Genomic DNA, 26,691 nt, shown 5'->3' on the forward strand with positions numbered 1-26,691 from the left:
ACCCCTCTCCTCTACTGCCGCTATCTTATCTATCCCCTTGAGGAAAAAACAGGGGCCAGGCAAGCCCGGCCCCGAGACAAGGTTACGGATCAACCTTCAAATTACCGTCATCCAGCAACTTCTGAATGATCTGCAGGTCACTGTTACCCAAGGTTGTCAGGTCAATATTGTCAAATTTTATGACGTGGCTTGTTCCTCCACTCGTGCCGTCCAAATCAATCGTTAATGTTGATTTCCCTGTCCCTGGTCCAGAGCTACTGAAATTGAGGTAGGCATCCAGCGAGTTCTTATTGGCATGTTCACCTGTGAGCAACTCGCTGAGGTCGAGGACATCCCCATTCGCCCCCGTGGTGAAATCCTTGATAGTGTCAGTACCACCGGCATCTCCCGCCTGCCATTTGAAGGTATCCTTGCCGGAATTGCCTGTCAGGGTGTCACTGCCCATACCACCTATCAGCAGATCGTCGCCACCGCCTCCTATCAAGGTGTCATTGCCGGCCAAGCCGCTGAGGATATTGGCATTGGCATCGCCTGTCAGAGTATCACCAAACATCGAGCCGACCAGATTCTCCATGTTACTCAGGCTGTCTGTCCCTGCCCCTCCGGTATTCTGACTGGTGCCATTGACTATCACAGTGACTCCGACGCCACCCGTGATATCGATGTAACTGGCAGTGTCGTTGCCAGCATCACCGTTCAAGGTATCATTGCCTGCGCCGCCGACGAGGATGTCGTTGCCATCTCCACCATTCAGGCTATCGTTTCCTGCTCCTCCAAGCAGGATATCGTTGCCAGCATTTCCGTTGAGCGTCTCATCGTCAGATCCACCAATCAGGATCTCGTCAAGATAACTACCAGTGAGCGTACTGCCCTGAACATCCACAAACACCTTGGCAGTATCCGAGGTCGTGCTGTTGGTGTAGTTGAACGACCCCTGGTAAGTGTTGGGTGTGATACTGCCCGGGGTATCGTCGAAGGTCACCGAGCCCACATTGTCGGTTACCGTACCACTGACCGCGCCCGAGACCCCCGTGATCATCTGGGTAGCCGCCAGCGGCCCCGTATCGTTGACCAGCAGCGCCCAATCCGGGATGGTAGACGGATCCTGATTGGTGATGATGAAGTCATCACGTACCACTGTAGGACCGACCGCCGGATTGACGATGATGGACAGGGTGCTGGACGCAATATCCCCATCGTTATCTATCACGCTGTAGCCAAAGCTCTGATTGATGCCACCGACCGGTATGGATGACGGCGGAGTATAGGTATATACACCGTTGTCCATGTCCACCTTGAGGATGCCCCCAGCAACCGTAATGGACCATTCGTTGGTCGTCGCATTGAATGTACCGGCTGCAGTGTTTGAGCTGGCTGAGTCAGTCTTCTGGTTGTAGGTGTAAGTGACACCTGCAACTGTAATGGCATTGATCCAGCCACCATCAGCACCGGTACTGGCTGTTAACCCTCCGTTGAGCAATTGCCCGGACAGTGGAGGAGCAACAACAGTGCTCAGCAGCGTGGCTGCCAGTTGACTGAAGTCCGTCACAATCAACGAAGTTGAGTTCACCTCACTGACACCGTTGTAGGCGATCGGATCGAGCGCCGATTGAGTGGCTCCAGACCCCATCCCAAGCGCAAAGGAGTTGATGTTGTTCGCCGTCAGGAAGTCAGCCCAATCCTTCGCCTCTCCGCTCAGCGTCACCCCGTCGCCACTGATTCCATCTCCTCCTCCCAGAGAATTGTCGCCGTCGGGAACCGTGGCGGGGCCGCCGCTCAGCTCATTCTCGTTTGGCAGGCCATCGGACATGAAATAAGAGACATTCTGCGCGCCAACGAGTTTGCCACTGTCACCAAAGGCCTTGATTGCCTCGTTCAGTGCGTCATCGTAGTTGGTTGCACTAGTCGGTGAGAGGCCAAGAATGATCGTCTTGGCCGCATCGACAGTGACCCAGACACCTGTCGCGTTGGCCGCAGAGGTAGCAAAGGTGATGATGTTGACCATTACATTGCCGTAGGCACTGTATTTATCGAGCAGCTCCAGTGCCGACTTCTGCATCACCTGCATTCTGGTCATGCCTTGATACCCCGATGCACTATCCATACTGCCGGAGATATCGAGGATCAGCATCAGGTTGGTGTTCTGCACCTGGGTAGCCTGGCCTGCGTTGGTCACGGCATTCGCCGTCGGGGCATCATCGCTGATGACCACCTGGAGATTACCGGTACCCACATCCCCCGTCGCGTCCGTGGCAGACACCACAAACAGCGGGCCGTTGACCGCATCATCATCCCCCTGCACGCTGTGTGTGAGCACATTGTCCTTGAGCGTGTAGGTGTAGTTCACCGTGTACAGACCCCCGCTCGGACCGGTCACCCCGGTCACGACCAGCGCACCCTGTGCGTTGTCTATCAGCGTCTGGCTGCCGCCGCTGACCAGGTTGTAGACCTGACCACCGATGGTCAGCCCGGTGAGGTTTTCACCTTGCGTATTGACGGTGAAGCTGCCGGTGAATATCTCGGAGTCGCCCGCCGCAGCCGAACCGGCCGGCTCACTGCCACGGACCGGCAGACCCTCTTCATCCACTGTCGCATTGCCGATGGTAAGCACCGGTGTGCGAGTATCCTGGCCGATGTTGATGGTCAGGGTCGCCGGGGCCGTGTCGTTGTCTCCATCCTTGAGCGTGTAGGTGAACACATCCGTGGCTCCGACCGGCACCGAGGCCGCGGTCAGCGTGTAGCTGTACTCGCCATCCAGGCCCATGGTCAGGTTGCCGTACTGGCCCGTGACCGTGAAGCCACCCGACGGATTGCTGTCGGTGCTGCCATTGAAGCCGACGACCTGGCTGACCGCCGCATCGTCCGCCCCCTTGACGTCAGCACCCGCACCACCGGCGCCGCCCGTGGTACCCAGCCCCGTGATGACGTTGCCGGTGACCGGGGTGAATACCCCTTCGACGGCGCTGTCCGCATCGTTATTGGCTATCGGGGCATCATCGCTGATGCGCACGACCAGCTGGTCGCTAGCACTGGTGCCACCCACTCCGTTCACCGTGATAGTTACGCTGTCATCAAACGCCGTCAGCGTAGCCCCCTCCTTGCTGTCGTTGTCGATGGTCGCGCTCAGCGTGTAGCTGTAACTCACCGTTCCACTGCTGGCTGTCCCGCTGTAACCCAGCAGCGCCAGAACACCTTCACCGGTGTTGACTGTCTGACTACCATTGAACCCCTGCAGTTGCGCCAGCGTGTAACTGGTGCCCCCTATTACCACGCTCAGGATGCCGTCCGAGGCCGACACCGCGAAGCTGCCCGTCGTCGTCTCAGTCGCAGCCTCCGCATTCGAGCCGCCCGGATTGAGACCCGCCTCGAACACCTGATGGTCCGGCCCGCTTGCCGCTGCCGTCACCACGCTCGCGTTGTCATCCGCTCCCTTGATGCTGATGGTCAGCTTGGCGATGCTCTCATCACCATCCGCATCCTTCATGGTGTACCAGACGTCGTAGCTCAGCGCTGACTCGGCAGTCAGCCCCTGGGTCGCAGCCTTGCTGTTGTCCAGTGCAAAGCTCCAGGCGCCAGTGGTCGGGTTTTGGGTAAAGGTACCGTAGGTCGCCAGTGCACTAACTGCTGCACTGTTGTCATGCCCGGTGGCACTCCACCCCACGAACACCGCCGGGCTATCCGCACCGGATACATCGTTGCCCAGCACGTTGCCACTGAGGCTACCCGCCACGTCTTCGGTGACAGAACCTCCCTCGTCGTTAATAGCACTCGGCATATCATCCACGATGCGCACGACCAGCTGGTCGCTAGCACTGGTGCCACCCACTCCGTTCACCGTGATAGTTACGCTGTCATCAAACGCCGTCAGCGTAGCCCCCTCCTTGCTGTCGTTGTCGATGGTCGCGCTCAGCGTGTAGCTGTAACTCACCGTTCCACTGCTGGCTGTCCCGCTGTAACCCAGCAGCGCCAGAACGCCTTCACCGGTGTTGACTGTCTGACTACCATTGAACCCTTGCAGTTGCGCCAGCGTGTAACTGGTGCCCCCTATTACCACGCTCAGGATGCCGTCCGAGGCCGACACCGCGAAGCTGCCCGTCGTCGTCTCAGTCGCAGCCTCCGCATTCGAGCCGCCCGGATTGAGACCCGCCTCGAACACCTGATGGTCCGGCCCGCTTGCCGCTGCCGTCACCACGCTCGCGTTGTCATCCGCTCCCTTGATGCTGATGGTCAGCTTGGCGATGCTCTCATCACCATCCGCATCCTTCATGGTGTACCAGACGTCGTAGCTCAGCGCTGACTCGGCAGTCAGCCCCTGGGTCGCAGCCTTGCTGTTGTCCAGTGCAAAGCTCCAGGCGCCAGTGGTCGGGTTTTGGGTAAAGGTACCGTAGGTCGCCAGTGCACTAACTGCTGCACTGTTGTCATGCCCGGTGGCACTCCACCCCACGAACACCGCCGGGCTATCCGCACCGGATACATCGTTGCCCAGCACGTTGCCACTGAGGCTACCCGCCACGTCTTCGGTGACAGAACCTCCCTCGTCGTTAATAGCACTCGGCATATCATCCACGATGCGCACGACCAGCTGGTCGCTAGCACTGGTGCCACCCACTCCGTTCACCGTGATAGTTACGCTGTCATCAAACGCCGTCAGCGTAGCCCCCTCCTTGCTGTCGTTGTCGATGGTCGCGCTCAGCGTGTAGCTGTAACTCACCGTTCCACTGCTGGCTGTCCCGCTGTAACCCAGCAGCGCCAGAACGCCTTCACCGGTGTTGACTGTCTGACTACCATTGAACCCTTGCAGTTGCGCCAGCGTGTAACTGGTGCCCCCTATTACCACGCTCAGGATGCCGTCCGAGGCCGACACCGCGAAGCTGCCCGTCGTCGTCTCAGTCGCAGCCTCCGCATTCGAGCCGCCCGGATTGAGACCCGCCTCGAACACCTGATGGTCCGGCCCGCTTGCCGCTGCCGTCACCACGCTCGCGTTGTCATCCGCTCCCTTGATGCTGATGGTCAGCTTGGCGATGCTCTCATCACCATCCGCATCCTTCATGGTGTACCAGACGTCGTAGCTCAGCGCTGACTCGGCAGTCAGCCCCTGGGTCGCAGCCTTGCTGTTGTCCAGTGCAAAGCTCCAGGCGCCAGTGGTCGGGTTTTGGGTAAAGGTACCGTAGGTCGCCAGTGCACTAACTGCTGCACTGTTGTCATGCCCGGTGGCACTCCACCCCACGAACACCGCCGGGCTATCCGCACCGGATACATCGTTGCCCAGCACGTTGCCACTGAGGCTACCCGCCACGTCTTCGGTGACAGAACCTCCCTCGTCGTTAATAGCACTCGGCATATCATCCACGATGCGCACGACCAGCTGGTCGCTAGCACTGGTGCCACCCACTCCGTTCACCGTGATAGTTACGCTGTCATCAAACGCCGTCAGCGTAGCCCCCTCCTTGCTGTCGTTGTCGATGGTCGCGCTCAGCGTGTAGCTGTAACTCACCGTTCCACTGCTGGCTGTCCCGCTGTAACCCAGCAGCGCCAGAACGCCTTCACCGGTGTTGACTGTCTGACTACCATTGAACCCTTGCAGTTGCGCCAGCGTGTAACTGGTGCCCCCTATTACCACGCTCAGGATGCCGTCCGAGGCCGACACCGCGAAGCTGCCCGTCGTCGTCTCAGTCGCAGCCTCCGCATTCGAGCCGCCCGGATTGAGACCCGCCTCGAACACCTGATGGTCCGGCCCGCTTGCCGCTGCCGTCACCACGCTCGCGTTGTCATCCGCTCCCTTGATGCTGATGGTCAGCTTGGCGATGCTCTCATCACCATCCGCATCCTTCATGGTGTACCAGACGTCGTAGCTCAGCGCTGACTCGGCAGTCAGCCCCTGGGTCGCAGCCTTGCTGTTGTCCAGTGCAAAGCTCCAGGCGCCAGTGGTCGGGTTTTGGGTAAAGGTACCGTAGGTCGCCAGTGCACTAACTGCTGCACTGTTGTCATGCCCGGTGGCACTCCACCCCACGAACACCGCCGGGCTATCCGCACCGGATACATCGTTGCCCAGCACGTTGCCACTGAGGCTACCCGCCACGTCTTCGGTGACAGAACCTCCCTCGTCGTTAATAGCACTCGGCATATCATCCACGATGCGCACGACCAGCTGGTCGCTAGCACTGGTGCCACCCACTCCGTTCACCGTGATAGTTACGCTGTCATCAAACGCCGTCAGCGTAGCCCCCTCCTTGCTGTCGTTGTCGATGGTCGCGCTCAGCGTGTAGCTGTAACTCACCGTTCCACTGCTGGCTGTCCCGCTGTAACCCAGCAGCGCCAGAACGCCTTCACCGGTGTTGACTGTCTGACTACCATTGAACCCTTGCAGTTGCGCCAGCGTGTAACTGGTGCCCCCTATTACCACGCTCAGGATGCCGTCCGAGGCCGACACCGCGAAGCTGCCCGTCGTCGTCTCAGTCGCAGCCTCCGCATTCGAGCCGCCCGGATTGAGACCCGCCTCGAACACCTGATGGTCCGGCCCGCTTGCCGCTGCCGTCACCACGCTCGCGTTGTCATCCGCTCCCTTGATGCTGATGGTCAGCTTGGCGATGCTCTCATCACCATCCGCATCCTTCATGGTGTACCAGACGTCGTAGCTCAGCGCTGACTCGGCAGTCAGCCCCTGGGTCGCAGCCTTGCTGTTGTCCAGTGCAAAGCTCCAGGCGCCAGTGGTCGGGTTTTGGGTAAAGGTACCGTAGGTCGCCAGTGCACTAACTGCTGCACTGTTGTCATGCCCGGTGGCACTCCACCCCACGAACACCGCCGGGCTATCCGCACCGGATACATCGTTGCCCAGCACGTTGCCACTGAGGCTACCCGCCACGTCTTCGGTGACAGAACCTCCCTCGTCGTTAATAGCACTCGGCATATCATCCACGATGCGCACGACCAGCTGGTCGCTAGCACTGGTGCCACCCACTCCGTTCACCGTGATAGTTACGCTGTCATCAAACGCCGTCAGCGTAGCCCCCTCCTTGCTGTCGTTGTCGATGGTCGCGCTCAGCGTGTAGCTGTAACTCACCGTTCCACTGCTGGCTGTCCCGCTGTAACCCAGCAGCGCCAGAACGCCTTCACCGGTGTTGACTGTCTGACTACCATTGAACCCTTGCAGTTGCGCCAGCGTGTAACTGGTGCCCCCTATTACCACGCTCAGGATGCCGTCCGAGGCCGACACCGCGAAGCTGCCCGTCGTCGTCTCAGTCGCAGCCTCCGCATTCGAGCCGCCCGGATTGAGACCCGCCTCGAACACCTGATGGTCCGGCCCGCTTGCCGCTGCCGTCACCACGCTCGCGTTGTCATCCGCTCCCTTGATGCTGATGGTCAGCTTGGCGATGCTCTCATCACCATCCGCATCCTTCATGGTGTACCAGACGTCGTAGCTCAGCGCTGACTCGGCAGTCAGCCCCTGGGTCGCAGCCTTGCTGTTGTCCAGTGCAAAGCTCCAGGCGCCAGTGGTCGGGTTTTGGGTAAAGGTACCGTAGGTCGCCAGTGCACTAACTGCTGCACTGTTGTCATGCCCGGTGGCACTCCACCCCACGAACACCGCCGGGCTATCCGCACCGGATACATCGTTGCCCAGCACGTTGCCACTGAGGCTACCCGCCACGTCTTCGGTGACAGAACCTCCCTCGTCGTTAATAGCACTCGGCATATCATCCACGATGCGCACGACCAGCTGGTCGCTAGCACTGGTGCCACCCACTCCGTTCACCGTGATAGTTACGCTGTCATCAAACGCCGTCAGCGTAGCCCCCTCCTTGCTGTCGTTGTCGATGGTCGCGATCAGCGTGTAGCTGTAACTCACCGTTCCACTGCTGGCTGTCCCGCTGTAACCCAGCAGCGCCAGAACACCTTCACCGGTGTTGACTGTCTGACTACCATTGAACCCCTGCAGTTGCGCCAGCGTGTAACTGGTGCCCCCTATTACCACGCTCAGGATGCCGTCCGAGGCCGACACCGCGAAGCTGCCCGTCGTCGTCTCAGTCGCAGCCTCCGCATTCGAGCCGCCCGGATTGAGACCCGCCTCGAACACCTGATGGTCCGGCCCGCTTGCCGCTGCCGTCACCACGCTCGCGTTGTCATCCGCTCCCTTGATGCTGATGGTCAGCTTGGCGATGCTCTCATCACCATCCGCATCCTTCATGGTGTACCAGACGTCGTAGCTCAGCGCTGACTCGGCAGTCAGCCCCTGGGTCGCAGCCTTGCTGTTGTCCAGTGCAAAGCTCCAGGCGCCAGTGGTCGGGTTTTGGGTAAAGGTACCGTAGGTCGCCAGTGCACTAACTGCTGCACTGTTGTCATGCCCGGTGGCACTCCACCCCACGAACACCGCCGGGCTATCCGCACCGGATACATCGTTGCCCAGCACGTTGCCACTGAGGCTACCCGCCACGTCTTCGGTGACAGAACCTCCCTCGTCGTTAATAGCACTCGGCATATCATCCACGATGCGCACGACCAGCTGGTCGCTAGCACTGGTGCCACCCACTCCGTTCACCGTGATAGTTACGCTGTCATCAAACGCCGTCAGCGTAGCCCCCTCCTTGCTGTCGTTGTCGATGGTCGCGCTCAGCGTGTAGCTGTAACTCACCGTTCCACTGCTGGCTGTCCCGCTGTAACCCAGCAGCGCCAGAACACCTTCACCGGTGTTGACTGTCTGACTACCATTGAACCCCTGCAGTTGCGCCAGCGTGTAACTGGTGCCCCCTATTACCACGCTCAGGATGCCGTCCGAGGCCGACACCGCGAAGCTGCCCGTCGTCGTCTCAGTCGCAGCCTCCGCATTCGAGCCGCCCGGATTGAGACCCGCCTCGAACACCTGATGGTCCGGCCCGCTTGCCGCTGCCGTCACCACGCTCGCGTTGTCATCCGCTCCCTTGATGCTGATGGTCAGCTTGGCGATGCTCTCATCACCATCCGCATCCTTCATGGTGTACCAGACGTCGTAGCTCAGCGCTGACTCGGCAGTCAGCCCCTGGGTCGCAGCCTTGCTGTTGTCCAGTGCAAAGCTCCAGGCGCCAGTGGTCGGGTTTTGGGTAAAGGTACCGTAGGTCGCCAGTGCACTAACTGCTGCACTGTTGTCATGCCCGGTGGCACTCCACCCCACGAACACCGCCGGGCTATCCGCACCGGATACATCGTTGCCCAGCACGTTGCCACTGAGGCTACCCGCCACGTCTTCGGTGACAGAACCTCCCTCGTCGTTAATAGCACTCGGCATATCATCCACGATGCGCACGACCAGCTGGTCGCTAGCACTGGTGCCACCCACTCCGTTCACCGTGATAGTTACGCTGTCATCAAACGCCGTCAGCGTAGCCCCCTCCTTGCTGTCGTTGTCGATGGTCGCGCTCAGCGTGTAGCTGTAACTCACCGTTCCACTGCTGGCTGTCCCGCTGTAACCCAGCAGCGCCAGAACGCCTTCACCGGTGTTGACTGTCTGACTACCATTGAACCCTTGCAGTTGCGCCAGCGTGTAACTGGTGCCCCCTATTACCACGCTCAGGATGCCGTCCGAGGCCGACACCGCGAAGCTGCCCGTCGTCGTCTCAGTCGCAGCCTCCGCATTCGAGCCGCCCGGATTGAGACCCGCCTCGAACACCTGATGGTCCGGCCCGCTTGCCGCTGCCGTCACCACGCTCGCGTTGTCATCCGCTCCCTTGATGCTGATGGTCAGCTTGGCGATGCTCTCATCACCATCCGCATCCTTCATGGTGTACCAGACGTCGTAGCTCAGCGCTGACTCGGCAGTCAGCCCCTGGGTCGCAGCCTTGCTGTTGTCCAGTGCAAAGCTCCAGGCGCCAGTGGTCGGGTTTTGGGTAAAGGTACCGTAGGTCGCCAGTGCACTAACTGCTGCACTGTTGTCATGCCCGGTGGCACTCCACCCCACGAACACCGCCGGGCTATCCGCACCGGATACATCGTTGCCCAGCACGTTGCCACTGAGGCTACCCGCCACGTCTTCGGTGACAGAACCTCCCTCGTCGTTGATAGCCTTGGGCACATCATCTTCCACGTTGATGGCAAAACTCCCTGCAGGGAAGCCACCTGTCAGCGGGTCTCCGTCATCATCGATGGCGATCAGTACGCCAGAGAAGTCGATGCCCACACCAGCCAGCTGTTCGCCGTCATCACCATCCGCTGTTGGATGGTCCAGCGGACCACTCAGGGTAAAGCTGTAGCTGCCGTCAGCCCCTACGGTCAGCGTAAAGACCGGCACACTACCTGCACTGGCGGTCAACACATTACCCGCCACGCTGTAGCTAAGCGCTACACCGCCGCTGGTCAATCCCTGCCCCACCAAACTGCTGACATCACTGTCCAGACCAAAGCTGCCTGCCCCATCGGCACCAAAGTTGACCAAACTATTGAGGGTACCGGCCGCACCGCTGGCGCTCACACTCTGACTGGTCCCTTCGCTGTTACCGCTGACCAACGCATCTTCCTGCACCTGACCGGCAACCCGAACCTGTGCCTCTTCACCGCCAGCCAGCACCGGCACATCATCTTCCACCCTGATGGCAAAGCTCCCCGCTGGGAAGCTACCTGTCAGCGGGTCTCCGTCACCATCGGTGACGGTCAGTACGCCAGAGAAATCGATGCCCACGCCAGCCAGCTGCTCGCTGTCATCACCATCCGCTGTCGGATGGTCCAGCGGACCAATCAGGGTAAAGCTGTAGCTGCCTTCAGCCCCTACGATCAGGGTAAAGACCGGCACACTACCTGCACTGGCGGTCAACACATTACCCACCACGCTGTAGCTGAGCGCTACACCGCCGCTGGTCAGTACCTGCCCCACCAGACTGCTGACATCACTGCCCAAACCAAAGCTGCCTGCCCCATCGGCACCAAAGTTGACCAAACTATTGAGGGTACCGGCCGCACCGCTGGCGCTCACACTCTGACTGGTCCCTTCGCTGTTGCCACTGGTCAGCGCATCTTCATGGACCAAACTGCGCACAGATAGTTCTTCCCCATTAGCCAGAGTTGGTATGTCATCCAAAATGGTGACATCAAGGGTATCGCTAGCCGTATCACCATCACTATCGATCAGTACAACGCTGAAGCTTTCGCTCAGGGAGGTGTCATTGACGGGTCTTGTATGGTCTCCATTATCGCCAAGGGTATAGCTGTAACTCACTTGCCCTTCACCGGTCACCGGGTTGTAGGTCACCGCTGTGATGGTCAGTGCATTTCCTAATGGGCTGATAATGGACTGTGGAAACGATGCGCCTAACTGGCCATTGGTGATTAATGTAACGCCAGCCAAGGTCAAACTCTGGACGCCGTCAGGAGCATTGAAGGTAAACACCCCACTTTGAGTCAAGGCTGCAGCGTTGGGAGCCGAACCATCCGTTAAATTGGTATCGCTAACTTGTACCTCCCCCCCTTCCCGAGCCAGCCCAGCAAGAGCTACTTCTTCATCGACTGGAGTGATTGAGATAACGAGTGTCGATGTCACTGTGTCCTGGCCGTCAGTCACCTGATAATTTATTGAGGGAACGGCGCCATCATAGTTAGGCGCTGGCGTGAAGGTGTAACTCCCGTCTGGGTTGATGATCAGCGTGCCCACACCAGTAATGGTGGCAGCCACTCCAGCAGGCACACCGATGTTGATACCCCAGTCAAATGAAACGACAGAGGCAGCAGCGGGTCCATCAGGGTTGGTACTGTTGTCCAGCAGATTACCGCTGACCTGAGTGTCTTCCAGGGTCACGACGGCTTCGCCCAAATCATCAAGCTGATTCTCAAGAATTAAATCTTCTGCCTGATTTGCATTGATTACGGCGGCCGTATCGTAGGTTGTATCAAACCCTGCAGCCGCTATCGTGGCATCGCCGGTTCGATCAATGGTGACGAAACCACCATTACCACTGGCTCCGGCAACCCCACCAATACCGCCACCACCACCGGCCGCAGGGGCACCACCGGCAGCAGAGGCTTCAAAGTTTTGAGTCGGGTCAACGCCCTGCAGAATCGATTCTTGCAATGCAGCAATATCTGAAGGAGCCCCTTCCGGACTGGCCCCCGCTTGTGGTTGACCTGGTTCAACCGACTCGGAACCCGTAGGGGAATTCTGTGCAGGTGTGTCGTCATAAGGGGAAAGTGCCAGCTTGGCATCATCCGCTATGGTCAACTTGGCTCCGGGTTGGAGGATTTCACCTTTTTGCAGAGGGCGGCTGCTTCCATCAGCCAGCACAATTTCCACATTGCCTTCGATAGCTGAGACAACCACTGACTTGTCGATGATTTGGGTACGCATATCCATTGCTCCAACGTGACGGATCTTGATTCCTAAACCGTAGGAGGAGATGACATGCTTATCCGTTGCAAAAATGTATCAATTCGGTAGGTATTCAATAGAACGAGGGAAAAAAATAGAAGGGTTGCTTTTTTAATATAAAAATCAACACCATTTACTGAGCGCCATTAGAGGCTCGCCATAATTCCATTATATTGAAAGAGGGAAAAGAGAATTTTTAGATATAAAAATGACCCCATTCGGGGCCATTTTTAACATTGTATTATTCAAGACAAGGGAAAAGCTGGATGAACAAACCCCTGATAACCATCAATATGCAACTTCGAGAGCAGCTCTACTTGGCGTTGGTCCTCCACACGGGTCGCAATCGTGGTCACACCAGCATTATGTGCGGCACGGCACACTGCGGCCAGGAATGAGGTATCTGCCCCCGGCTCCATAACCTGACTGGTATAACCGTGGTCAACTTTGACATACGCCGGTGCCAGCTCCTCCAGATAACCCAAAGAGTGGAAGTGACGGCCGAAGTGATCAACACCCCACTGGAAGCCATGCGCCTGCAAGGCGTGCACCAACGCGGTCACATTCTCTTTATGCTTCATGATGGCAGCTTCAGGTATTTCAAATAGCAGCCGCTCTTTCAACTCGGCATGCTCGGCCAAATAGCGAGTCAGCCAGGTTAAAAACTCATCTGAACAGAGCGAGCCAGCCGTGATATTGATCGCCAGCACCAGATCAGACTGCTTTTGCAGTAATGGAACGCAAGCATCGAGGACCGCCTGGTCAAACTCGCCACCCAGTTTGAACTGCTCAATTGCAGGCAAGAACTGACCGGCAAAATAATCGGTGCCATCACGAGAAATCGAGGCAAACAACTCGGCATGCAACCTGGCGCCATTATCAAATCGGCAAGCAGGTTGGGCTTTGAAGCGCCACAGTTGCCGTGAGATGGCATCTTGCACCAGATCTCGCCAGGCCAAACGTCCCATCAACCCTTGTTCGGCGCCCCCTTCCATCACGACAGCACCACGGCGTTCATTGCGCGCTTTGCCAAGAGCATTATCGGCCTTGGTCAACAAGGCTGAGAGATCATCGTGGCCATCACGACCGGCAATACCGATGACTGAGAGTGCATCGCCTTCGCCCATTGGATTCACCACCAGATCGGCGATGCGGCTATTAATCACCTCAGCCAAGTCTTTGAGTTGAGTGAGGTCATCAGTTGGGCAGAGCAGTGCATATTCCGTTGCCGAAATCCGGGCCAACGCAGCGCCATCCCACCCTTGCAGTTGTTCTTTCAAGGCTTGCGCGATGGATTTAACCATATTGTCACGGGCAGCAAAGCCCTCATCACGGTAGATGTCATCAAGCATGTCTACCGCAATCAGCATGACGCCCCCTTGTCCTGCCTCTGCAATCCAGGCATTGACCTGACCGACAAAATAGGCGCGATTGCCAAGACCAGATACCGCATCTACATACACCCGCTCACGCAATTTTTCAGCCTCATCGGCTTGCTCTTTGAACTGCAATGCCAACTTGCTTGATAGGGTATTTATAGCCTGAACCACCTGTTTCAATTCATGGGTTTTCGGCTCAGGAATGGCATGACCAAAATGATGCAACTCGATCTCGACCGCTTGCTGGCAGATGTGTTTCAGCGGTTTAAGCAAATAGTTGAGTGCTCTCATCAATAGAATGGTGGTGATCAAAAAACCGACCAGAAACCAGCTCGCCAGTTCGCTCATTCCGCGCCATAACTCGTAATAAGCTTGGCCAGGGTGGCCAACCACCTTTAATTTGCCAAGCTGCAACCAGCCAGATGTCAGAATTGACTCATTGGATACCTCTGGAAACAACCCCAAATTGATAAACCACTGCGGTACACCCTGAATAGTATTGGTGTTTTCCAACTCGATGACATCTTTGGAGGCGAGCAGGTCAAGGCGAACCTGTCGGTAATAACCACCATCAAAAATGGCCTGGATCACTGATTCGGCAGCAACCTTGTCACCATTTTCCAGGTAGGGAGTCAGTGCCAGCCCCAGCGAGGTGGCAGTGTTGATGACCGTTGTTTGCTGTTGCTGTGCCAGATACGTGCGGGTTGAATTGAATTGCACCCAGTATGTGGCCGCAAAGAGCAATCCAAACAACAGCAGCATGGTGGCTAATAACTGTCGATAGAGCGTCATAGGTTAATCATCCAAATTCACCGCTGGCCGAGCCAATCGCCCCGAGGTCATGCGATTGCGTAAATCATTCCATAATCCCAAGCGAGATGATTGACCAGCCAGTTCCCCTTGGCCTTTCGCCTTCATCAACCACAAGTGACTACCGTTAAAGCTATAAATAGGTAACAGATCCCGTCGTTGTGTGGCGGGTCTAATCGAGCCAATCAAATTATCCAAAATAACCGGAACGGAAGATGGCGTCTCGTAATAGGCAACCACCATGTGAAACTGGTTGTAATCAAGCGCCTTGACATACACCATCCGCATTTTTTCATCCGGGATCCCAAGTTCAAGCAGCGTGGAATATTTAGCAATACTAAAATCCTCGCAATCTCCCCCGGCCGCCCCCAGAAACTCAAGTGGCGTGGCCCAATAATCCTTCTTGCGCCACAACTTGATGTCATCAATAAAGCGCATCCGATTAAAAAAGTTATTCACTCGCTCGAGTTTTTTCGCCTCGCTAAGAGCCCTTCCCTTCGTCTCCATGACCAGCATCCGCCAACTGGTTACCCGCTTGCCTGCTCGTGCACCATAGGTCTGCTCAGCCCGTTTGATCAAATTGAGATCTTCCGGTGGCAAAGGTTGACTGGCACAGAGCAACAGCGAAACAGGTAGCAGCAAAACCCATAACGAGTGGCGCAAAACGCGCAGGCATAACAGTTTCCATCTACTGAAAATAAAAGGAAACCGGTAACCCTCTCCAGGCTGAAGTGTCACATCCGTTGCCTGCTGCATTGTTGCTGCGCACTCCTGAAACCGGACAACCACTTACATTTACCAAACAAGGTGACTGCAATACGCAGTCACCTTGGTGCGGTCATCATCCCTGCGGGATCAATAGCGAACCGTTACTTCTTGGCTTGCCATTCAGCGGGTTGCTTGACGCTAAAGGCATTGAGCAGGCTACCTGTCGCATTGAGAATGCGATAGTCCGCCAGCAGCGCGTCATATTCAGCAGTGATATAGCTACGACGCGCTTCAAACAGTTCGTTCTCGGTGTTCAACACATCCAGCAAAGTCCGTTGGCCCAAACCAAATTGCTTTTTATAGGCCTGCACTGTGTCATAGCTGGCGTCGACGTGCTCTTTCAAGAAGGTCTTCTGCTTGGTCAGCGACTCTTTGGCGTTCCATGCCAGACGCGTGCCCTCTTCCACTTGGCGGAACGCATTCAGATGAATGTCTTTCGCCTGGGAATAGAGCGCCGATGTAGCGTTGCTCTCTGCCACGTCAGAACCACCGCGGAACAGGTTGTAACGCATCCGCACCATGGCGGTCAGGTCATCGTTACGCCCTTTAACCGCATCGATATCCTCATTCCAGTTCTGATCCACCTCAAATGTCACATTGGGGTAGAAACCGGACTTGGCACCTTCATGCTGATATTTGGCCGCTTCAATATCCTGCAGTGAAGAGAGCAGGGTTGGATGAACTTCGGTCGCGGTTTTCAGCGCTGTCTCCAGACTGGCCGGAATGACCTCGGCGTTAGGAACCGGCTGTACCAAATCTTTTGGCACCTCATTCACGACACGGATAAATTCACTTTCTGCATCGCGATAGTTGTTCTCCGCTGCAGCCTGGTTCGAATAGGCTCGGGCAACACGACCATCGATCTGGGTCTGGTCAGCCGTCGATCCCAGACCTGAGTCGGTCCGCTTGCGAATGTCACTGCGGATCTGCTCGTGGGTTTCCAGATTCTGCTTGGATAGCTCCAGGATCTCCTGCTGACGCAGCATGTTGAGGTACACCTCAGAGACCCGCAGCGCGGTGTTTTCCGCTTCAGAGATCATCGCCAGACGCTGGGCATTGGCTTCTGCTTCTGTTCTGGATACGTTGTTGCTGACATCAAAGCCATCAAACAACATTTGGCGCAGACTGAGCCCGGCCTCTTTACGAGTCATGGAGTCATCAATATTGCTGTTGGCACTGGCAGCTCGGGTAGAAGGGCTGTCCGTCTTTTCATAGCCTACGCCACCACGCAGATCGATGGTGGGATAGTAACCACCCTTGGCACCATCATGCTGATAGAGGCGTGCCTGATACAAATCGAACGCTTCCTTGATCTTGGGATGTGTCGCAAGCGTATGTCCTACCGACTCCTCCAGCGTCTGGGCTTGCCCCAAACCAGGGAGTAGGGTGATGCCACTGACCAGCATGGCAACAATCGTTTTTTTCATGTTATCTCCAGTCATGTATTGTTTTAGATTGTTGGCTTATCGTTCTCTCAGTGCCGACTGCTTTGCCCTTAATATGGGTTTCAGCAAATAGTCTAGGACACTTTTTTTACCAGTAATAATATCCGCACTGGCTAACATACCGGGGATGATGGGAAGTGCGTTAAGCTCATCGCCCAAGTAACTCTTGTCGGTACGTACTCGAACCAGATAAAAGGAGTTCCCCTCCTCATCCTGGATCGAGTCCGCACTTATCTGTTCAACCTTGCCATGCAATCCTCCATAGATTGTAAAGTCATAGGCAGTAATCTTGACGATGGCGTCCAGCCCGGGTCGCAGGAAGGCGATATCTTTTGGCGACACTTTAGCTTCCACCAGCAAGGTATCTTCCAGCGGCACTATCTCCATCAAATCCATACCCGGTTGCACTACACCGCCCAGGGTATTGATCTTGAGCTTTTTGATAGTGCCTTTGAGCGGCGCAATCACACTGGTACGATCAACCCGGTCTTGCAAGCCGACCTGCCCTTCGGACAGCTGACCAAGTCGTCCCTGCTTCTCATTAAGCTCGGTTTGTGAATCAGCCCGGAAGGTTAACGCGATGTCATTACGCTTTGATATAGACTCCCGCAATACCGAGTTGAGTTTTGGAATAATCAACCGGTTACTCTCCAGCTCCCCTTGCATCTCGTTGACCTGACGCTCCAGTTTGATCAATTCAACCTGTGGCACAATTCCTTCTTTAGCCAGCGGACGACTGATATTGAGCTCTTGTCTGGCCAAATCCACGCTGCGGTTCACGGTGCGTATTTTGGCGTTCAACTCTATCAGTTCCTGCTCTTTCTGTTCGATTTGCTGCCCTAATATATAGAGCTGGTTCTTCAAGTTATTGAGGCGATCTTTTTGGACTGAACGCTCACGGTTGGCATATTCAGCGAAAATCGTTTCATAACCATCAGGAAACTGGATGGGAGCCTCAGAGATGACCACTTGCTCACGCCAACCGAGTGCCGGCTCATTTTTTACCTCAACACTGGCCATCTCGGCCCGCAGCCGGGCGATATCGCCTTTCAGGGTCACCAGCTCCTGCTCCCGTTCCCGAAAATCGGAGCGAAAACGGGTATCATCGATACGCAGCAATGCCTGCCCTTTTTCTACGATGTCACCCTCTTTGACAAAGATCTCTTTGACTATCCCCCCTTCCAGGTTCTGGATTACCTGTAATTGCCGAGAAGGCATTACCTTGCCTTGCCCCACGGTGACTTCATCCAGCTCTGCCCATGCAGCCCAGACAATGGCACTCACAAAAAACAAGAAACAACACCACAACAAGATACGGGCACTGGTCGGTGTACTGAGCAACACAGCGGCGGCTCCGTCATCGACAAACTCCAAGTGCTCAGGTGCGGGTAAGACGTCGTCAGACTGCGCCTTCTTAGACCGGTTGAACCAGCCGGAGAGTCCCTTAACCATGGGATACCTCCTGCACTCGTACTTTGCCTTCTTTCAACTGTTGCAACACCACATCTTTAGGGCCATCTGCAACTATCTGACCTTGCTCGATAACAATCACCCGGGATGCCACATCCAGCATGGAGGTCTTGTGAGTGATCAGGATCAGGGTGGTTTCCGGGCCAAGTCTGGCCAGCTCCTGTTTGACCTGCATCTCGGACTGGTTGTCCATGTTGGAGGTGGGTTCATCCATCACCAGAATGGGGGGATCATTGAGCAGCGCACGCGCCAGCAGGATCGCCTGACGCTGACCACCGGAAAGCTGACGCCCGCCTTCGCCAATCTGCCGATCAAGGCCATTGGGATCCCGGTTGGTAAAGTTGGTCACACCGGCCCGTTTGGCGGCGCGCAAGACCCGAGCATCATCCACCAGCGGATTACCCAACATAATGTTGTCCCGCACCGAGCCGAAAAACAGGATGACATCCTGAGGGACACAGCCGATATTGCGACGGATCACCGACGAGGGCAGCTGATCCAGCTCAAATCCATCGATACGGACCGAACCATCGGTGGGTCGATACAAGCCCATCAGCAGTTTCTCAAGGGTGGTTTTACCTGCCCCGATCCGGCCGATAATTGCCACCTTCTCACCTGGCTGAATGCGTAAATTGATATTGTGCAGCGAGCTGGTTTCCATGCCCGGGTATTTAAACGAGACATTCTCGAATTCGATCCGACCGGCAATCACCGGATGATGGATATATTGCTTGCCCTCTTCCTGCTCACCCGGGGTTTGCATGATCTTTTCCAGAATATCCAGCGCAGACTTGGCCTGGTTATAGCGTGTCGACAGCACCGAGAGTTGCACCATAGGCGCAATTGCCCGGCTCGCCAGCATCACGGCTGCAATCATGCCGCCCATGGTGACCAAACCTTCAGATATCTGGTAAACCCCTACAATGACCAGCCCAACGGTCACTACCTGCTGGATATAGCTGGCCAGTGAAGACATGGAGTTGGTAATGCGACGAGTCTGTACACCCCAAGTGGAGATATGGGATACCGCCTGCTCCCAGCGATGCTGGAACATGCTTTCGGCACCGAAGATTTTGACGGTTTCCAACCCGGAAATACTTTCAATCAGGTTGGCGTTTTTCTGGGAGGCAAGGCGCGAACCCTCTTCAATGGATTGCTTGAGCGACCCTTGAATATAGAAGCTGTAGGCAACCAGGATCAGCATGGCCACAATGGGCACCACCACCATCACGCCGGCAAACAACCAGATAATAAAGAGGAAGAACACCGCGAAGGGCAGATCGATAAGGGTAGATACGGTGGCGGAAGTGAAAAACTCCCGCACCGACTCAAACTCTTGTAAGTGCTTGGCGAAAGCACCGGTGGAGGCAGGGCGCGACTCCATGCGCATGCCCATCACCTTGGCAAAGATCTTGGCCGACAGCAGCACATCGGATTTTTTGCCGGCAATATCGATGAAGTAACTGCGTAGCTGACGCATCACAAAATCGAAGGTAAAGACCACCATGGCCCCCGCAGCCAGCACCCACAGCGACTCAAACGCCAGATTGGGCACGATCTTGTCATAGACGTTCATGGTGAAGAGGGGGCTGGCGACCGCAAACAGATTAATGAGGATCGAGGCAATCAGCACATCGCGATAAATACCCCGTGATTCGAACAGGGTGCTCCAGAACCAGTGACCATCGCGGGTTTCCAGCACCTTGGGTGAGCGTTCGTCAAATTTGAACTGCTTCTTCACATAGAAGAGGCGACCCAGATACTCATCACCGAGCTGAGCCGTAGATAGCCATTGGGCTGCATCACCAGCCTGCGGAAAAATCACTTTCCCCTGGCTGCGATCCTCGTTCCACTCCAGCAGAATACAGGCGCCACCACTGCGCATCTGCAATACGCAAGGCAGCAACAAGGGTGATATATCAGCCAACGGCTGGATCACTTCACGGGCAGATAAGCCACCCCGTTCAGCCGCGCGGCAAAACAGCGCCGTTGTCAGACGGCCAGAGACCAGAGGCAACCCGGTCGTCAGGGCATCCTGACTGTTGGGCACACCATAAAAGCGGGTCAAGAAGACCAGGCACTCTAATAGTTCATCGATACGACTTGTTTCTGCTTGCATAGCATCCTGTCACTGCATAAATGGGATCAAGACGAAAATGAACCGCACGTATTTTCCTGCTCGCGCGACTAACACACCAAATCACACATCTCCTGATGTGCGGGCACAGGGCATCAACCTGTCAGCAAACATTCATCCATAAGTTACTGCAGGGCGCTGGTAACGACATGGCCGAATCCCGATAAACATGGCCTGACTGACTCCATGCTATCACTGCCTTGCTGGGGCGTGTCGAACTTAATGGATAACAATGTCAATTAGATGGCCATTAAGTGTGCATTACTATATCAACCGGAACACCCCAAAACTATAGTTTATGGTATGTACTTTTTTATATAACCCTATGTTTTAGGTGAAAATAATAACGTCGCACTCAATTATAGGTCAGGAAGTATGAAGGGTCTGCCAAGCGCATGCCCTTGTGGGCCGCTCAAGGCCAACGCTTTGGCAATATCCGCCATCGCAGTCCAGCGATTTTCACACCAAACGGGCGCCAGCAGCGTTGGCCGACGTGCCGATGCCGATATGCGGTGATAAACCACCTCGGGCGGCGTGTGCTGGATCATGGCGACTGCCGCTTCCACATACTGCTCCAGCGTCAATACCTCAAGCCGCCCAGCCTGCCACGCCTTGCCGAGGGTGCTGCCCTCCACCACATGAAGCGGATGGAGCTTGATCCCCTCGACACCGGTTTCCACGATGCGATGCAGGGTATCCAGGCTATCCATCGGCACCTCGCCCGGCAGGCCAACGATAAGATGAGCGCACACCTTGATGCCGCGCTGATGGGCCCGCTTCACCGCATCCTCATAGGCGGCATAACCGTGTCCGCGATTGATCCGCTGCAAGGTTTTGTCATTGGCGCTCTGCAGCCCGAGCTCCAGCCACACCTCGTAACCCCGCTCCTGATAGCCCGCCAGCAGATCCAGCACCGCATCCGGCACGCAATCGGGACGGGTGCCCACACAGAGCCCCACCATATCGCTTACTGACAGTGCCTCTTCGTACATGCGCTGCAGATATTCGACCTCAGCATAGGTGCTGGTATAGGCCTGAAAGTAGGCGAGATAGCGCTTGGCGCGGGTCACTTCATCGCGGCGTGCCAGCAGTTGTTGCACCACGGAGAGCTGCTGGGCCGACTCGTCGGCAAAAGAGGAGACATTACAGAAGGTGCAGCCACCGCGGCCCAGGGTGCCGTCCCGATTCGGGCAGGTGAAGGCACCATGGATGGAGAGTTTGTGGATCTTCTGACCGTGACGCTGCTTGAGATCTTGACCGAATGTATTGACGAGTTCGTGTAACTGCATGGCACCTCCGCTAAAGGAGCGCCATTGTACGAGCTTGCGCAAAACAGGGGCTGAGCTGGATCAAGCTAGCGGAGGAGGTAAAACATATAAATATCCGGTCAATTTTGAATAAATATAGAGAAAAAGCGCAAAAAACAGATTTTGGCAGCTCGTTGACTATTCCAACAGTAAACATCCATATGAAAATGAGACCTGATAACTCACTGTTGAACAATGAAAAATTCAAAGAGACCCGACAAGACACAATTGCAAGCCTGCAATATTGAAAATGTGATCACCTCCGCTGTCGACCAAGCCGGGTTGGTAAAATTACTACATTCACCCTCGGTCGATAAGCGCACCATTGAACTCCCCAATGGCAATATATTTCACCACAAACACCAGACCGAGCAGAACAATCGCACCATTCTAGCCAATTACCCCCTCAGCTTCGACATTTTGTTATGGAAATGTAACCACCGAGACAAACCTGACCTGCGATTGACCTCGTCAGAAAATCCCATTAGTTTGGAGATTCGCCACGTCAGGCAGACGGAACCACAAGAGCCAATCGCAATTTATGCAGTCAGTTGATGGCTGTGCGATGGAAGGCCGAGCAAGGGAGAAATGCAATGTCACTATATGATCCAAAGCTGGAGAGGGATAACTGTGGCTTCGGCCTGTTGGCCCACATGGAAGGGGAAGCCAGCCACAAACTTGTCCGTCTCGCGATGTCAGCATTGGCTCGCATGCAACACCGCGGCGGGATCTCCGCTGATGGCAAGACCGGCGATGGTTGCGGCCTGCTGCTGCAAAAACCCGACAGCTTTTATAGAGCTGTTGCCGAGGAGAAGGGATGGCACCTTGGCCGCAAGTACGCGGTTGGCATGCTGTTTCTCAACCCCGACCCGGTCCTGGCCCAGCAGACTCGCGACATCATCGACGAAGAGCTGGAAAAAGAGACCCTGAGTCTGGTCGGCTGGCGCAAAGTGCCCGTCGATACCAATGTGCTCGGCCCTATCGCCAAAGCCTCCCTGCCCAGTATTGAACAGGTCTTTGTCAACGCACCTCCCGGCTGGGTTGAACAGGATCTGGAGCGTCGCCTCTATATCGTGCGTCGCCGTATCGAGAAGCGCATCAACGACGACTACTTCTATGTGGTCAGTCTCTCCAACCTGGTCACCGTCTATAAAGGACTGTGCATGCCGGTAGACTTGCCGCGCTTCTATCTGGATCTCGCCGACATTCGCATGCAAGCAGCGATCTGCGTGTTCCACCAGCGCTTCTCCACCAACACCAGTCCGCGCTGGCCACTGGCCCAGCCGTTCCGCTATCTCGCTCACAACGGCGAGATCAACACCATCGCCGGTAACCGCCAGTGGGCCAAGGCGCGCAGCTACAAGTTTGCGACTCCGCTGATCCCCGATTTGCAGGAAGCGGCCCCCTTCGTCAACACCACCGGCTCCGACTCTTCCAGCCTCGACAACATGCTGGATCTCTTCCTCGCCGGTGGCATGGACCTGTTCCGTGCCATGCGTCTGTTGATCCCGCCTGCATGGCAAAAGCACCCGAACATGGACGACGACCTGCGCGCCTTCTATGACTTCAACTCCATGCACATGGAGCCGTGGGACGGCCCTGCCGGTATCGTGATGACCGACGGTCGCTACGCCACCTGCGCGCTTGATCGCAATGGCCTGCGTCCGGCCCGCTACGTCATCACCAAGGACAAGTTCATCACGCTCGCGTCTGAGGTCGGCACCTGGGACTACACCCCGGACGAAGTGCTGGAGAAGGGCCGGGTCGGCCCGGGCGAGCTGTTCGTGGTAGATACCCACAACGGCAAGGTGTGGACCAGCTTCGAGATTGACGACGATCTCAAGAGCCGCCACACCTACAAGCAGTGGATGGACAAGCACTGCACCCGACTGGTGCCATTCGAGCAGATGGATGACAACCAGACCGGCAGCCGCGAGTTTGCCGATGACCAGCTGAAAACCTATCAGAAGCTGTTCGGCTACTCCTTCGAGGAGCTGGATCAGATCATTCGGGTCTTGGCTGAGAACGGTCAGGAAGCGGTTGGTTCCATGGGGGATGACACCCCGATGGCGGTGCTCTCGTCCGGTCAACGGACTCTGTATGACTACTTCCGCCAGATGTTCGCCCAGGTGACCAACCCGCCTATCGATCCGCTGCGGGAGAACCACGTGATGTCGCTGGCCACCTGTATCGGTCGCGAGCAGAACGTCTTCAACGAGACCTTCGGCCACGCCCACCGGGTGCTGTTCCAGTCGCCGATCCTGCTCTACTCCGACTTCCATCAGCTGCTGGCTCTGGAAGGGGAATACTATCGCCACCAGGTGATCAGTCTCAACTTCAAGCCCGAAGAGGGGCTGGAAGCGGCCATCATTCGCATCTGCGAGCTGGCTAAAACCGCCGCCAAGAGTGGCACCGTGCTGCTGGTGTTGTCAGATCGCGATATCAGCGCCGACACCCTGCCGATCCCGGCCGCCATGGCGGTGGGTGCGGTGCAACGCACTCTGGTAGACAACAACTTGCGCTGCGATGCCAACATTCTGGTAGAGACCGCCAGTTGCCGCGACCCGCACCACTTCTCGGTACTGCTGGGCTTTGGCGCCACTGCCGTCTACCCCTATCTGGCCTATGAAACTCTGGCCAAGCAGGTTGAAGAAGGGGTGCTGAAGATGACCTTGCGTCAAGCGATGGTCAACTACCGTAACGGCATCAACAAAGGCCTCTATAAGGTGATGTCCAAAATGGGCATCAGTACCGTGGCCAGCTATCGCTGCTCCCAGCTGTTTGAAGCTGTGGGGCTTGCCCAGTCGGTGGTTGAGATCTGTTTCCGTGGGGTATCGAGCCGTATTCAAGGGGCCGATTTTAGCGATATCCAGCAAGATCAGCACAATCTGGCCCGTCAGGCCTGGTTGCAACGCAAGCCCCTCAGTCACGGCGGCCTGCTCAAGTTTGTCCATGGCGGCGAGTACCACACCTACAACCCGGATGTGGTGCAAACCCTGCAAGCCGCAGTGCGATCTGGCAACTACGCCGATTACCTGGAGTACGCCCGGCTGGTCAATGAGCGCCCGGTCTCGACCTTGCGTGATCTGCTGGCGTTGAAAAAAGTCGACCATCCGGTGGAGGTGAGTGCTGTGGAATCTGCCGAGGCCCTCTTCCCCCGCTTCGACTCCGCCGCCATGTCAATCGGCGCCTTGGGGCCAGAGGCCCACGAAGCGCTGGCCATTGCCATGAACCGCCTCGGCGGCAAGAGCAACTCAGGTGAAGGTGGCGAAGATCCCAAGCGCTTTGGCACCGAGAAGAACTCCCGCATCAAGCAGGTAGCATCCGGTCGCTTTGGCGTCACCCCTCACTACCTGATGAACGCCGATGTGGTGCAGATCAAGGTGGCTCAGGGTGCCAAGCCCGGCGAAGGTGGCCAGCTGCCCGGCGACAAGGTAACCGCCCAGATCGCCAAGCTGCGCTATTCCGTGCCCGGCGTGACCCTGATCTCCCCGCCGCCGCACCACGATATCTACTCCATCGAGGATCTGGCCCAGCTTATTTTTGACATCAAGCAGATCAACCCGAGCTGTCTGGTATCGGTCAAGCTGGTCTCCGAGCCCGGTGTGGGCACCATCGCCTGTGGCGTCGCCAAAGCCTATGCCGACTTCATCACCATCTCCGGTTATGACGGCGGCACTGGCGCGAGCCCGCTCACCTCGGTCAAATATGCCGGTTCCCCGTGGGAACTGGGTCTGGCTGAAACTCAACAGGCGCTGGTCGCCAACGGCCTGCGCCACAAGGTGCGGCTGCAAGTGGATGGCGGTCTCAAGACCGGCCTCGATATCATCAAGGCGGCCATTCTCGGCGCCGAGAGCTTCGGCTTTGGCACCGGCCCCATGGTGGCACTCGGCTGCAAATACTTGCGGATCTGCCACCTCAACAACTGCGCCACCGGCGTCGCCACCCAGGATGAAAAGCTGCGCCGCGAACACTTCACCGGCCTGCCGGAGATGGTGATGAACTACTTCAAGTTCATCGCACAAGAGACCCGCGAACTGATGGCCCAGCTGGGCGTCACCCAGCTGACCGATCTGATTGGCCGCACCGATCTGCTTGAGGCCCTGCCCGGCCTCACCGCCCGTCAGGCCAAGCTGGACCTCGGGGGCATTCTGGCCAGACCCATCGCACCGGCGGGCTCCAGCCTGTTCAGCCAGCAGCATAACCCCACGTTCGACAAGGGGCCGCTCAACCTGCAGATGGTGGACGATCTGCTGGCAGCGGTGGAAACCTCAAGCGGCGGCGAGTTCCGCTATGACATCCGCAACACCGATCGCTCGGTGGGAGCCCGTCTGTCGGGCGAGATCGTCAAGCGTCACGGTAATCAGGGGATGGCCGCAGATCCGGTCAAGGTGCACTTCAACGGCACCGCAGGCCAGAGCTTCGGCGTCTGGAACGCGGGAGGCCTCGAGATGATCCTCACCGGTGACGCCAACGACTACGTCGGCAAAGGGATGACCGGCGGCAAGCTAGTGGTCAAACCCCATGTCGGCGTTGCCTTCAAATCCCATGAGGCGGCCATCATCGGCAACACCTGCCTCTACGGCGCCACCGGCGGCAAGCTCTATGCAGCAGGTACCGCTGGCGAGCGTTTTGCGGTGCGTAACTCCGGCGCGCTGGCGGTTGTCGAGGGGATTGGTGACAACGGTTGTGAATACATGACCGGTGGCATAGTCACCATTCTCGGCACGACCGGCGTCAACTTCGCGGCAGGCATGACCGGTGGTTTTGCCTATGTGCTCGATGAGTGCGGCAACTTCGCCAAACGCACTAATCCCGAGCTGGTAGAGTTGCTGGATGTGGCGAGTCTCGCCATTCATCAGGAGCACCTGCGCGGCATCATCACCGAGCACCTCAATGAAACCGGCAGTTCGCGCGCCGAAGAGATCCTGGCCAACTTCGATGCCTTTGTGCCCATGTTCAAGCTGATCAAGCCCAAATCCAGCGACGTGAAATCGCTGTTGGGCCACACCAGCCGTTCCAGTGCAGAACTCAGAATCCAGGCGCAATAAGGAGG

The 26,691-nt window shown here is 56.7% G+C and carries 8 protein-coding genes; 1 reads left to right on the top strand and 7 read right to left on the bottom strand.

Translation table 11 applies throughout. The annotated features are described in order from the left end of the window. Window positions 1-82: 82 nt before the first annotated feature. The 7 genes from CK911_RS21425 to CK911_RS09155 form a co-directional block, all read right to left on the bottom strand. On the bottom strand, window positions 83-12,298 hold the full coding sequence (locus tag CK911_RS21425; RefSeq protein ID WP_253860404.1) for a retention module-containing protein: 12,216 nt from the start codon (window positions 12,296-12,298) through the stop codon (window positions 83-85). Window positions 12,299-12,564: 266 nt separating this feature from the next. After that, window positions 12,565-14,490, bottom strand: a complete 1,926-nt coding sequence (locus tag CK911_RS09130) for an EAL domain-containing protein (protein ID WP_098969709.1) — start codon at window positions 14,488-14,490, stop codon at window positions 12,565-12,567. A gap of 3 nt (window positions 14,491-14,493) precedes the next feature. After that, the gene (locus CK911_RS09135; protein WP_082186734.1) at window positions 14,494-15,246 is read right to left on the bottom strand and encodes a transglutaminase-like cysteine peptidase; all 753 of its coding nucleotides are present in this window, start codon (window positions 15,244-15,246) and stop codon (window positions 14,494-14,496) included. Window positions 15,247-15,377: 131 nt separating this feature from the next. Beyond that, window positions 15,378-16,703, bottom strand: a complete 1,326-nt coding sequence (locus CK911_RS09140) for a TolC family outer membrane protein (RefSeq protein ID WP_098969710.1) — start codon at window positions 16,701-16,703, stop codon at window positions 15,378-15,380. Between the two features lie 36 nt (window positions 16,704-16,739). Continuing rightward, on the bottom strand, window positions 16,740-18,173 hold the full coding sequence (locus CK911_RS09145) for an HlyD family type I secretion periplasmic adaptor subunit (protein WP_068979423.1): 1,434 nt from the start codon (window positions 18,171-18,173) through the stop codon (window positions 16,740-16,742). Then, window positions 18,166-20,310, bottom strand: coding sequence for a type I secretion system permease/ATPase (locus tag CK911_RS09150; protein WP_042018976.1), 2,145 nt, complete (start codon window positions 20,308-20,310; stop codon window positions 18,166-18,168). The genes CK911_RS09145 and CK911_RS09150 overlap by 8 nt, the downstream gene beginning before the upstream one ends. Before the next feature lie 377 nt (window positions 20,311-20,687). Further along, window positions 20,688-21,617, bottom strand: coding sequence for a TIGR01212 family radical SAM protein (locus CK911_RS09155; RefSeq protein WP_098969711.1), 930 nt, complete (start codon window positions 21,615-21,617; stop codon window positions 20,688-20,690). A 611-nt stretch (window positions 21,618-22,228) separates the two neighbouring features. On the opposite strand from CK911_RS09155, the gene gltB reads away from it, so the two are divergent. Next, window positions 22,229-26,686 carry a glutamate synthase large subunit gene (gltB, locus tag CK911_RS09165; protein ID WP_098969713.1) on the top strand — a complete coding sequence of 1,486 codons (4,458 nt, stop codon included), beginning with the start codon at window positions 22,229-22,231 and terminating at the stop codon, window positions 26,684-26,686. The last annotated feature ends 5 nt before the right edge of the window (window positions 26,687-26,691 follow it).

The organism is Aeromonas sp. CU5 (assembly GCF_002586745.1).
GTDB classification, from domain to species: Bacteria; Pseudomonadota; Gammaproteobacteria; order Enterobacterales; family Aeromonadaceae; genus Aeromonas; species Aeromonas sobria.